Annotated in this window: 9 protein-coding genes; 6 read left to right on the forward strand and 3 right to left on the reverse strand. The window is 61.8% G+C overall.

What is annotated here, in order from left to right:
* Positions 1 to 127: 127 nt before the first annotated feature.
* On the reverse strand, positions 128 to 2,380 hold the full coding sequence (locus ACYQ47_RS00470) for an NADP-dependent isocitrate dehydrogenase (RefSeq protein ID WP_250467572.1): 2,253 nt from the start codon (positions 2,378 to 2,380) through the stop codon (positions 128 to 130).
* A 222-nt stretch (positions 2,381 to 2,602) separates the two neighbouring features.
* On the reverse strand, positions 2,603 to 3,613 hold the full coding sequence (hpnA, locus tag ACYQ47_RS00475; protein WP_459904181.1) for a hopanoid-associated sugar epimerase: 1,011 nt from the start codon (positions 3,611 to 3,613) through the stop codon (positions 2,603 to 2,605).
* A gap of 173 nt (positions 3,614 to 3,786) precedes the next feature.
* Here hpnA and ACYQ47_RS00480 point away from each other — a divergent pair, with 173 nt between their 5' ends.
* The 5 genes from ACYQ47_RS00480 to ACYQ47_RS00500 all read left to right on the forward strand — a co-directional run bounded on the left by ACYQ47_RS00480 (position 3,787) and on the right by ACYQ47_RS00500 (position 10,026).
* Entirely contained in the window at positions 3,787 to 6,945 is a 3,159-nt protein-coding gene (locus tag ACYQ47_RS00480) for a hybrid sensor histidine kinase/response regulator (RefSeq protein WP_459904182.1), read from the forward strand.
* A 30-nt stretch (positions 6,946 to 6,975) separates the two neighbouring features.
* Complete coding sequence (locus ACYQ47_RS00485; protein ID WP_244828854.1) at positions 6,976 to 7,812, forward strand: CheR family methyltransferase; 837 nt, start codon at positions 6,976 to 6,978, stop codon at positions 7,810 to 7,812.
* 2 nt (positions 7,813 to 7,814) lie between these two features.
* On the forward strand, positions 7,815 to 8,507 hold the full coding sequence (locus tag ACYQ47_RS00490) for a chemotaxis protein CheB (protein ID WP_244828853.1): 693 nt from the start codon (positions 7,815 to 7,817) through the stop codon (positions 8,505 to 8,507).
* A complete protein-coding gene (locus ACYQ47_RS00495) occupies positions 8,508 to 9,647 on the forward strand; it encodes a hybrid sensor histidine kinase/response regulator (RefSeq protein ID WP_250467569.1) in 1,140 nt (379 codons plus the stop codon).
* Between the two features lie 82 nt (positions 9,648 to 9,729).
* Positions 9,730 to 10,026: an acylphosphatase gene (locus tag ACYQ47_RS00500; protein ID WP_244828851.1), complete on the forward strand. Its 297-nt coding sequence runs from the start codon at positions 9,730 to 9,732 to the stop codon at positions 10,024 to 10,026.
* Between the two features lies 1 nt (position 10,027).
* On the opposite strand, the gene egtD is transcribed toward ACYQ47_RS00500, so the two are convergent.
* On the reverse strand, positions 10,028 to 10,996 hold the full coding sequence (egtD, locus tag ACYQ47_RS00505) for an L-histidine N(alpha)-methyltransferase (RefSeq protein WP_244828850.1): 969 nt from the start codon (positions 10,994 to 10,996) through the stop codon (positions 10,028 to 10,030).
* Between the two features lie 325 nt (positions 10,997 to 11,321).
* Between egtD and rarD the strand changes: the two genes are divergently transcribed.
* The gene (rarD, locus tag ACYQ47_RS00510; RefSeq protein WP_459904183.1) at positions 11,322 to 12,308 is read left to right on the forward strand and encodes an EamA family transporter RarD; all 987 of its coding nucleotides are present in this window, start codon (positions 11,322 to 11,324) and stop codon (positions 12,306 to 12,308) included.
* The last annotated feature ends 219 nt before the right edge of the window (positions 12,309 to 12,527 follow it).

A 12,527-nucleotide genomic window follows, 5' to 3' on the forward strand; every position in this document is an offset into this window, starting at 1 on the left:
GGGCACACGTTGTAACGAAATGCTTGGAAACGGCTGCCGATGAAGCGCTTCGCCGCTCCCCGCCGCAAAGAAGAAGGCGTCTTCCGGATTGCTCCGGAAGACGCCTTTCGAGACGGCGCCGACTACTTTACTTCGCGCGTGCCTGTGCTTCGGTCAGTGCTGCGTTGAGCGTCTTGCTCGGACGCATCACCGTTTCGAGCTTGGCCGGGTCCGGCTGATAGTACCCGCCGATATCCGCCGCATTGCCCTGCACGGCGTTGAGTTCGTCGATGATCTTCTGCTCGTTGTCGCCTAGTTGCTTCGCGAGCGGCGCGAACAGTTCGGCGAGTGCGCGGTCTTCCGACTGGTTCGCGAGTTCCTGCGCCCAGTACATGGCCAGATAGAACTGGCTGCCGCGATTGTCAAGCTGACCGGTCTTCGGCGACGGGCTCTTGTTGTTGTCGAGCAGCTTGCCGGTGGCGGCATCCAGCGCCTTCGCGACGAGTTTCGCGCGCGCGTTGTCGTTCTTGATGCCGAGTTCTTCCAGCGATACCGCCAGCGCCAGAAACTCGCCGAGCGAATCCCAGCGCAAATGGTTTTCTTCGACCAGTTGCTTGACATGCTTCGGCGCCGAGCCGCCCGCGCCGGTTTCGTACAGGCCGCCGCCCGCCATCAGCGGAACGATGGAGAGCATCTTCGCGCTGGTGCCGAGTTCCATGATCGGGAACAGGTCAGTCAGGTAGTCGCGCAGGATATTGCCCGTCACCGAGATCGTGTCCATGCCGCGGATCACGCGTTCGAGCGTGTAACGCATGGCGCGCACCTGCGACATGATCTGGATGTCGAGGCCCGTGGTGTCGTGGTCCTTGAGATACGTCTCGACCTTCTTGATGAGCTCGTTTTCGTGCGGACGGTACGGGTCGAGCCAGAACACGGCCGGTGTGCCCGAGTTCTTCACGCGCGTGACGGCGAGCTTGACCCAGTCGCGAATGGGCGCGTCTTTCACGAGACACATGCGCCAGATGTCGCCTTGCTCGACTTCCTGCGTGAGCGAATCGAGCACTTCGTTGGTCGCGTTATCGACGATACGCGCCGTGCCGGCTTCGCTGATCTCGAAAGTCTTGTCGTGCGAGCCGTATTCTTCGGCCTTCTGCGCCATCAGGCCGACGTTCGGCACCGTGCCCATGGTGCGCGGATCGAACGCGCCATTGGTCTTGCAGAAGTTGATGATTTCCTGATAGATGCGCGCGAACGTGCTTTCCGGGATCAGACACTTGGTGTCTTGCGGACGGCCGTCGGCGCCCCACATCTTGCCGCCCGCGCGGATCATGGCGGGCATGGACGCGTCGACGATCACGTCGTTCGGTGCGTGCAGGTTCGAGATGCCTTTAGCGGAATCGACCATGGCGAGCGCCGGGCGATGTTCATGACAGGCGTGCAGGTCGCGGATGACTTCATCGCGCTGCGATTCCGGCAGCGTGTCGATTTTCGAGTAGAGATCGACCAAGCCGTTGTTCACGTTGACGCCGAGTTCCTCGAAGAGCTTCGCGTGCTTGGCGAACGCGTCTTTATAGAACACCTTGACCGCATGACCGAACACGATGGGGTGCGAGACCTTCATCATGGTCGCCTTCACGTGCAGCGAAAGCATGACGCCCGTCTTGTGCGCGTCTTCCATCTGGTCTTCGTAGAACGCCACGAGCGCGTTCTTGCTCATGAACATGCTGTCGACGATCTCGCCTTCCTGCAGCTTGACCTTCGGCTTCAACACGATGGTTTCGCCGCGCTTCGTGACGAGTTCCATGCGCACTTCACGAGCCTGGTCGTTGGTGATGGACTTTTCGCCGTGATAGAAGTCGCCATGCTTCATGTGCGCGACGTGCGTACGCGACGCCATGCTCCATTCGCCCATGCTGTGCGGATGCTTCTTCGCAAAGTTCTTGACCGCGAGCGGCGCCCGGCGGTCCGAGTTGCCTTCGCGCAGCACCGGGTTCACGGCCGAGCCGAGGCACTTGGAGTAGCGCTGACGAATGGCCTTCTCTTCGTCGTTCTTCGGCTCTTCGGGATAGTCGGGCAGCTTGTAGCCCTTCGACTGCAATTCCTTGATCGCGCTGATCAGCTGATGCAGCGACGCGCTGATGTTCGGCAGCTTGATGATGTTGGTGTCTTCGAACTGCGTGAGCTTGCCGAGTTCGGCGAGGTTATCCGGCACGCGCTGTTCTTCGCTCAGAAACTCGGGAAACTCGCCGAGGATACGCGCGGCGACCGAGATGTCGCTCGTTTCGACATTGACGCCGGCCGGCGCGATGAAAGTGCGGACGATCGGCAGAAAGGCGCTGGTTGCGAGCAGCGGAGCTTCGTCGGTCAGGGTGTAGATGATAGTGGGTTGCTGATTACTCATCGCTTGTCTCGACTTCGCAGAACAGGTTGGAAAAAAGCGCCGGCTGCATTCACCCTTCCGGCCGTGAATCCGCTATTTTGCATGATTTTGAGGGGCGCGCGTGTGAAAGCTGGTCGCCGCGCGGGCGTAAATCGAAGCATTTTCATTTCAAATCAATAACTTGGAGATTTTTGGGTCTTATAGAAGAGTTGGGCCAATCTCGCAATGCGGAACGTTGCACTGTCAACTGCCCAGATAGCCGTTCGCACGGAACCAGTCGAGCGCGTCCTTGAGTCCTTCGCGATACGGCCGCGCGCTGTAGCCTAGTTCCCGCTCCGCCTTTGCCGACGTGAAGTACATCTTGTTCTTCGACATGCGCAGTGCGTCCACCGTCACGAACGGCTCCTTGCCGCTGAATTTGGCGAACATCTCCGCGCCCACGGCGAGCGGATAAAGCGGCCCGCGCGGCAGCTTGATGGTCGGTGGCTTCCTCCCGACGAATCCGGCGATGTCCGCGAGCATCTGCTGCAATGGCAGATTCTCGCCCCCCAAAATATAACGTTCACCGATCTTGCCGCGTTCGAGCGCAAGAAAGTGGCCGTTGGCGACATCATCGACATGGACGAGATTCAGGCCTGTGTCGACGAAAGCGGGAATCTTCCCTGTCGCCGCTTCGACGATGATGCGCCCGGTAGGCGTCGGCCGCACGTCGCGCGGACCGATGGGCGTCGAAGGATTCACGATCACCGCCGGTAACGCGTCGTTCGCGACCATGCGCTCGACGGCGCGCTCCGCCATCACCTTGCTGCGCTTGTACGCGCCAATGGTGCTCGCCGTGTCCGACGGCTTCGTCTCATCCGAGATTGCGCCCGAACTCGTGACCTTGAGCGTCGCCACGCTGCTCGTGTAGACGATGCGCTCCACGCCTTCGGCCAGCGCCGCGCGCATGGTCGCCTCGGTGCCCTGCAGGTTCGCGCGCTCGATTTCGCCCGGGTCCGGCGCCCAGATCCGGTAGTCGGCGGCCACATGGAACAGATAGCGCACGCCCTTCAGCGCGGCGCGCATCGAGGCTTCGTCGCGCATGTCTCCGACGACGATCTCGGCATCGAGCGCTTCGACGTTCTTGCGCGGACTCGTGGCGCGGACCAGCACGCGCCCCTTGAAGCCGCGCTCGATCGCGAGCCGCGCAACCGCCGAGCCCACGAAACCCGAGGCTCCCGTGACAAGCACGCGTGAGCCGGAAAATTCAGTCATTCTTACCTCGCCCTTACATTTGCGCGGCCGTTTTTTCGTAACAAGTGCCGCGCGACAATGGATGCGTCAAGAACCCGCAAAGCCAGATATGACAAGGGCTTGCGGGTCGTGCTATGGTCCGGACCTGCCTGCTTTGTAGGCGCTTTTGCAAAACATGAACATCCTGGTCAACGATGCCCCAAGACACTCGAAGCCACGCCTCGTGGATTTACCTTGCCATTGCGATCGCGCTTGCCGTCGTGTTCGCCATCGACTTGCTCACGCCCACGCGTCTCGCGATCTGGGTGTTTTACGTGCTGCCGGTCGTGCTGTGCATGTGGCTCGACAAGCCGCCTGCGCCGATTATCGTCGCGGGTGCGTCTTCGGTGCTGATGATCGGCGGCTACGTCTTCTCCAACGCTGAACCCACCGCGAACCACGAAGTCCTGCAACTCAATCGCGCGATGGGCATTTTCGTGTTGCTCGTGGTGTCGGCGGTGGCGCACCTGTATATCAAATCGCGGCTCGCGGTACAACGGACCACGTGGCTGCAGCAGGGCATCATGCAGATGAGCCTGCAATTGCGCGGCGAACAGTCTCCGGCTTCGATCGGCGTCAGCATGCTTCGTTCGCTCGTTCCGTATGTCAACGCAAAAGTCGGCGTGGTTTATACGTTCGAAGCCGATACGCTCACGCGCGTCGCCGGCTGGGCGCTTCCCGACGAAGACGGCGCGCCGCGCCGCATTGCGCGCGGCGTCGGGCTCGCGGGTCAGGCGGTCGAGGACAAGCGTATCCTGCAAATGCGCGATGCGTCCGCGCACTATCTGAAGGCCGGCTCCGCGCTGGGCACGGTTGCGGCATCGAGCGTAGTGGTCGCGCCCGTCATGGCCGATGGCGAAGTGATGGGCGTGGTCGAGCTCGGCTTTGTCGGCGACGAAGGACGCTTCAACGACAGCCGCGAGCTGCTCGAAATGGCATCGGAAGCGATGGGCATGGCGTTGCGCTCGGCGCGGTATCGCGTGAGGCTCGTCGAACTGCTCGAAGAGACACAGCGTCAGAGCGAGGAATTGCAGGTGCAGCAGGAAGAACTGCGCGTCTCGAACGAAGAACTCGAAGAACGCGGCCGCGCCTTGCAGGACTCGCAGGCGCGGCTAGAACAGCAGCAGGCCGAACTCGAACAGACCAATGTGCAGCTCGAAGAGCATTCGCAAAACCTAGAACGGCAGAAGGCCGAACTGCTTCAGGCGCAGCAGGAACTGACCGCGAACGCGTTGCAGATGGAGCGCGCGAGCCAGTACAAGTCGGAGTTCCTGGCGAACATGTCGCATGAATTGCGCACGCCGCTCAATAGTTCGCTGATCCTCGCCAAGCTCCTGCAGGACAACAAGCAAGGCAATCTCTCCGACGAGCAGGTGCGCTACGCGGCGACCATCCACTCGTCGAACAGCGATCTGCTTTCGCTCATCAACGACATTCTCGATCTCTCGAAGGTCGAGGCGGGCCAGATGGATGTGCAGTTCGCGCCCGCTTCCGTCGATTCGATTCTGCAAGCGCTCAAGCAATCCTTCGCGCCGGTCGCGGCCAGCAAGGGGCTCGAGTTCTTCACCGTGCATGGCGAGAACGTGCCGGAGTATTTCGTCACCGATAACCAGCGGCTCTTGCAGGTGCTGCGCAATCTGCTGTCCAACGCGTTCAAGTTCACCGAGCGCGGCAGCGTGACCATCGCGGTGGAGCGCGCGAACGAACAGGCGCTACGGTTCGAGGTTCGCGACACGGGCATTGGCATTGCGCGCGACAAGCAAGACCTGATCTTCCAGGCGTTCCAGCAGGCGGACGGCACCACGAGCCGTCGATACGGCGGCAGCGGACTCGGCCTTTCGATCTCGCGCGAATTCTCGCGTTTGCTCGGCGGCTCGGTCGGTGTATCGAGCGAAGTCGGCAAAGGCAGCGTGTTCTCGGTGACGCTGCCTATCGCCACGCGCGAAGGCACCGTCACCGCGAAGCTCGACACCATCGGACATATGCGCGAGCCCGAGCCCGCCGCCGTGCGCGATCCTGCCTTGGTGCCGGTCGCACCTTCGCCGGCTCCGCAAGAACGCCCGGCGCCGCAACCTCCGCAGGCGTCGATGCCCGAGCCAAAAGGTATCGCCGACGACCGCGCGAACCGCAAGCGGCCGGGGCGCGTGATTCTCGTCATCGAGGACGATCAGCCTTTCGCGCATATCCTCTACGATCTCGCGCACGAACTCGATTTCGATTGCGTGCATGCGGCAAGCGCCACGCAAGGCGTGGAACTGGCGCGTTCGCTGCAACCCAACGGCATCCTGCTCGACATCGGCTTGCCGGACCAGTCGGGCCTCACCGTGCTCGAATGGCTGAAACACGATCCGCTCACCCGTCATATCCCGATCCACATCGTCTCCGCGACGGATCACGCCGATGTCGCGCTGCATCTCGGCGCAATCGGTTACACGCTCAAACCGAGCGCACGCGACGATCTCGCGCAGGCCATCCTCAAGCTCGAAGCGCGCTCGTCGCAAGGCATGCGGCGCGTGCTCGTGGTCGAGGACGATCCGGCCTTACGTCAGAGCATTCATGCGTTGCTCGCGAGCGAAACCGTGGGAATCGTGGAAGCGGGCTCCATCGCCGAAGCACTCGACGAGATGAAAAGCGCCGCGTTCGATTGCGTCGTGATGGACCTGGCGCTGCCCGACGGTTCCGGCTACGAACTGCTAGAACGCGTTTCGACGAGCAGCGGACATGGCTCGCCGCCAGTGATCGTCTACACGGGCCGCATGCTCTCGCAAGAGGAAGAGCAGCGCCTGCGCCGTTATTCGAAATCGATCATCATCAAGGGTGCGAAGTCGCCGGAGCGTCTGCTCGATGAAGTGACGCTCTTCTTGCATAGCGTGGAAAGCGCGTTGCCGCCCGAGCAGCAACGCATGCTGCGCGCGGCGCGTCAGCGCGACGACGTGTTCGAAGGCCGCACGATCCTGCTCGCCGAAGACGACGTGCGCAACATCTTCGCGCTGTCGCGCGTGATCGAGCCGCTCGGCGCCACGCTGGAGATCGCGCGCAACGGCCGCGAGGCGCTCGAAGCGCTCGCGCGTCCCAACGAGATCGACCTCGTTCTGATGGACGTGATGATGCCCGAGATGGACGGCCTCACCGCCATGACCGAGATTCGCAAGCAGCATGAGCACGCGCGCCTGCCGATCATCGCGCTGACGGCGAAGGCCATGCAGAGCGATCGCCAGAAATGTCTCGAGGCGGGTGCGGACGACTACATATCCAAACCCATCGATGTCGATAAGCTCGTATCGCTGTGCCGCGTCTGGTTGCGGCAGCGTTGACGTGAGATGTCAGATCAGACGGCCCACTTGATGAACGAAAGCATGCACGACGAAGAAGCCACGTTCGATATCGAACTGAAGCTGATTCTGGAGGCCATCTACCTCAAGTATCAGCACGACTTCCGGCACTATTCGGTGAGTTCGCTGCGGCGCAGGCTCGGCCAGGCAGTGCGCGATCTCGAATGCGCGACGCTCTCGCAATTGCAGGAGCGCATTCTGCGCGACCCGTCGCTCTTCGGCAGGCTATTCCAGTACCTCACCGTGCAGGTGAGCGAGATGTTCCGGGACCCGCAGTATTTTCGTGCGATTCGCGAGACGATCGTGCCGATTCTGCAGACTTATCCTTCGATCAAGGTATGGGTCGCGGGATGCAGCAGCGGCGAGGAACTGTGGTCGCTCGCGGTGCTGTTCGCCGAGGAACGGCTCGCCGAGCGCACCGTGTTCTACGCGACCGACATCAACGCGGAAGCCTTGCGTATAGCGGAAAACGGCATCTATTCGCTGGATCGCATGGCGGGGTTCAGCCAGAACTACCTCGCGGCGGGTGGCAAGCGTTCGCTCTCCGACTACTATCACGCGGCCTATGGCGCGGCGAAATTCTCGCAGACGCTCAAGTCGCGTGTGGTGTTCGCGGATCACAGCCTCGCCACGGACAGCGTGTTTCTAGAAGCGCATCTCGTCTCGTGCCGCAACGTGCTGATCTATTTCGACCGCGCGTTGCAGGACCGCGCGCTCGGCCTTTTCAGCGAGTCGCTCGTGCGGCGCGGCTTTCTCGGACTCGGCAGCAAGGAGAGCCTGCGTTTTTCGAAGCATGCGGACCAGTTCGCCGACTTCAATCCGCGCGAGCGGCTTTATCAGAAGGTGTAGCGATGAGCACACAGATGCAGCGCCCGCTCGTCTTCGACGCCGTCGTGATCGGCGCGTCGGCGGGCGGCGTCGAGGCGCTGAATCTGCTGTTGCCGGCGCTGCCGAAAGCGTTCGCGCCGTCGGTTCTCGTCGTGGTGCATGTGCGGCAGGGTCAGCCGAGCCTGTTGCCCGACCTGTTCGCGCAACGCTGTGCAATCGCTGTGCGCGAACCCTTCGACAAGGACGAGATCGCGCCGGGCACGGTGTATTTCGCGCCGCCGGGGTATCACATGCTGGTCGAGGCGGAAGATGGCGCGGCGCCTTCCATCGCGCTGTCGGTCGATCCGCCCGTGCGCTTTTCGCGACCATCGGTGGATGTGTTGTTCGAATCGGCGGCGCACGCGTATCGCGAGCGGCTGCTCGGCATCGTGCTGTCGGGCGCCAACGACGATGGCGCGCGCGGCGCGCTGGCGATTCGCGATGCGGGCGGCGCGTGTTGGGCGCAGGACCCGCGCACGGCTTCGTCGTCCGCGATGCCGCTTGCGGCTATCGAAAACGGCGCGGTCCGAGAGGTCCTGACGCTGGAGCAAATGGTGACGCGTCTTTCCACGCGCATCGGGTACTTATCAGAGAATAAGTTAGGCAATGAGGCAGGCAATGAAGCTGGAAGCGACGCAGGAAGCAAAACAGGCAATGCAGGCAAGGGGAGCCGCTAAATGACGCAACCCATTTATGTGCTGATCGTCGATGACATCCGCAACAACATCACCGCACTCGAGGCGTCGCTGGCCCGGCCGGATCTCTCGGTGCTGAAGGCGGAATCGGGACCGGCCGCGCTCGAACTGCTGCTCAAGCACGACGTCGCGCTCGCCATTCTCGATGTCAACATGCCCGGCATGGACGGCTTCGAACTTGCCGAACTCATGCGCGGCAGTCCGCGTACGGCGCATGTGCCGATCATCTTTCTGACCGCGACCGCGCAGGACGGCAACCGCACGTTTCGCGGCTACGAAGCGGGCGCGGTGGACTTTCTCTACAAGCCGTTCGATTCGCGCATCCTCAATTCGAAGGTAGATGTCTTCATTCAGATGGAGCGTCAAAAGCAGCAACTCGCGACGCAACTCGCAACCGTGCAGCAACTGCTCGATGCAAACGAGATGCTGATGGCCGTGCTCGGTCACGACCTGCGCACGCCGCTGTCGGCCGTGATCGCTTCGGCGGAATATCTCGCGCGCTTCGTGCCGGACGAGAATGTCGCGAATATCGGCAACCGCATCAAGTCGAGCGGCATGCGCATGGTTCGCATGGTCGATCAGTTGCTGAACCTCGCGCGTCTGCGCGGCGGCCGCGTGACCTTGCAGCCGCGTTCCGTGGAACTCGCGACGCTCGCGAAGAATATCGTCGAGGAATACGAGGCGCGCGTCGGCAAGGGGCGCATCTTCGTGCTGCGCCACGGCGATACGCTTTTGCAAGGCGACGGCGATCTGCTTTCGCAAGTGTTTTCGAATCTCATCGGCAACGCGTTGCAGCACGGGCTCGAAGGCTCGGCCATTCAGGTGCGTCTCGAAGGCGGCAAGGACGACGTGACCATCGTCGTGCAGAACGCGGGCGAGATTCCGCCTGAAGTGGTGCCGACCATCTTTGCGCCGTATCGCTCGGGGCGGCGTCAGAGCGAGTCCAGCGGCCTCGGGCTCGGCCTCTACATCACGCGCGAAATCACCGAAATGCATGGCGGCGACGTGACGGTGCAATCGTCCGCGCAGGCGGGCACGGTGTTCGAAGTGCATCTGCCGCGCACGCCGCGTCCGCGTCCTGGCGAACGCACGGATTCCGCGCAGCCGTTCCGTCTCAGCTGAAGCGCGAAATCGAGCTGATCCTGAAGCGTTTCGATACGCCGTCTACAATGCGGCCTATCAACGCTTACGAGGGGAATGCGCGATGCCTGGCCCGGATCTGGATACGAGAATCGAAACCTATTACGTGCATGTGAAAGGTGTCGTGCAGGGCGTGGGCTTTCGACATCACACCGTGAGGCGCGCGCATGCGCTCGGCGTGCGCGGCTGGGTCGCGAATCTCGAAGACGGCTCGGTGGAGGCGATCGTACAAGGCGCGGCCAATCAAGTCGACTTGATGCTCGAATGGCTGCGACGCGGGCCGCCGCATGCCCGCGTCACCGAGTTCTTCAGCGAAGAACGCTACGTCGAAAAGCGCTACGAGCGCTTCGAGCAGCACTGAATCAACGCGCCACCAACAAACTCTCCGCGAACTGCCATTCTTCGTCGCGCCACTGATGCGAGCATTCGAAGCCCGCGTCGGCGGCCATCGGCGCGACTTCATCGGCGGCGTACTTGTGGCTGCTTTCCGTCCAGATCGTCTCGCCTTCGCGGAACTCGACACGCAGATCCGCACTTGGCACATGCGCCGTCAGCGCACGCTTGGCTCGCAGATGCATTTCGATACTGCGTGCTTCGGAATTGAAGCGCGCGACGTGCTCGAAGGCATCGAGCGGAAAATCGCCACCCAGCTCGCGGTTGATGCGCGCCAGCAAGTTCAGGTTGAATGCAGCCGTCACGCCGATGGGATCGTCGTACGCGGCGATTAACGTCGGCAGCGGTTTGAGAAGGTCGGTGCCGAGCAAAAGGGCATCGCCGGGAGCGAGCATGCTGCGTATCGACTGTAGAAACTTGGTCGCCGCGAGCCGCGAAAAATTCCCGATGGTGCTGCCGAGAAACAGCACGAGCAGCCTTTCGCCTTCCTTCCGTTTGGCGCTGACTTCCGACAAGCCGGCCAGATAATCGCGCTCATAACCGACGATCGAAATGCGCTCGATATCGCCCAGTTCCCGGCGGCACAACTGCAAAGCGGTGCGCGATATTTCAATCGGGTAATAGGCGGTGGGCTGCTTTTTACAAAGCGCCTCCAGAATGCGGCGCGTCTTGCGGCCGCTGCCGCTGCCGAGTTCGGCGACCTTCACGTTGCCCGGCATTGCCGCGACGATATCGGCGGCATGTTCCGTGAGCACGCGCTCTTCGGCGCGCGTCACGCCGTATTCGGGCAGGGCAGTGATGACTTCGAAAAGGGCCGAGCCCACTTCGTCATACAGATACATCGACGGCAATTCTTTTTGCGGCTCTTTCGACAACCCGGCGCGGACGGCCTCGGCAAAGGCGCTGTCGACGCGGGTGGATAGGGCGGGTTGAATCATGACGTCTCCATCTATGCGGCGTTTTATTCGCGTGCCGTCCTTCGTTGCAACGGCGCGGCGCTTGGATGCTGCTGATGCAATGACGTGAGCGGCTTCGCTCGAATCAGGCAGGTGAAACCGTTGAGTTAGATATGAAGAGTCGCCCATCGGCATGACGGGTTGAAGACAACGTCGCGCTCGGTGAAGTTCATCCGGCGCGAAAAGCGAACTAGCGAAGCAAAAAACGCGCACGACCCAAGGCGAAGTTTGAAGCACGCTCTGAATAGCGTCGATGCACAGCGTTTAGAATGCGCAGTTCCCGCTTCGCTCGAGCTTTCACTCATTGATGAATCAGCACGTTCTCGGGCGCGGCATCGCGCTTTCCGTTGTCGCATCGGCGCTCTTCGCGCTCATGTCGGGCTACACCAAATGGCTCGCGCCGCTCGATGGCCTCGACATCTTCGCCTGGCGCATCGTGTGGACCATGCCCGGCGCGCTGCTGCTCGTCGCCTTGCGTAATCGCTGGCCGCAATTGTGCGCGCTCATTGGAAAGCTTGCTCGAACCCCGAGTCTGCTTTTGGCGTTCGCCACGGTCGCCGCCTTGCTTGGCCTGCAATTATGGATTTTTCTTTGGGCGCCGTTGCATGGACGCGCGCTCGAAGTGTCGCTTGGCTACTTTTTGTTGCCCCTCGGCATGGTCCTTCTGGGTCGCTTTTACTATCACGAAGCGCTCGATCGTCTGCAATGGGCGGGCGTCATTGCGGCGGCGCTTGGCGTGGCGCATGAGCTTGTCATGTCGCATGCGTTCGCTTGGCCGACGCTCGTCGTCGTGCTCGGCTATCCACCGTATTTCATCTTGCGGCGACGCCTGAACGCGGACCCGCTCGTTTCCTTCGCGATAGAGATGATGTTGCTCGCGCCGGTCGCAATCGTCATGTTGTTCGCACGGAATTCGTTTTCTATGGCTGCAAGCGACGCGCGCTTGTGGCTGCTGTTGCTTCCCGGACTCGGCGCGTTGAGCACGGTTGCGCTCGCGTCTTATCTGCGCGCGAGCCGTTATTTGCCGCTCGCGCTCTTCGGCATTCTGGGCTATGTCGAACCGGTCTTGCTGGTCGGCGTGGCAGTGCTCGTACTCGGCGAGCCGTTCTCAGCGACGCAACTCGGAACCTATGTGCCCATCTGGATTGCCGTGGCGCTGACCGCCGTGCACAGCGCGCGGCTGCTACGGCGTGAACGCATGTCGGCGGCGAGTTTGCCGGTCAGCGAACATCACGCGAGTATCGAGCATGAGATTGGCGCGGAACACAGCGAGCGCGTGGAGCCGACGCAATAAAAAAGGCGAGCCCGTGAGCTCGCCTTGCCTGAACGCATCGATGCAACCGATGCGCGATGCGCCTACGCGCAGCCTCCCTGACTGCCTGCTGCGTCTACTGTTTGCATCGGCGGCCGTTTTTTGCGTCGCTGGATTTCGCGACTTGTTACTTGTCGGCCTTCGTTTTGGCTCCCCACCGGCACCTTCGCTGCGCCCCGTTAAACCTTGATGCGCTGTTTT

It is taken from the genome of Caballeronia sp. HLA56, assembly GCF_054655155.1.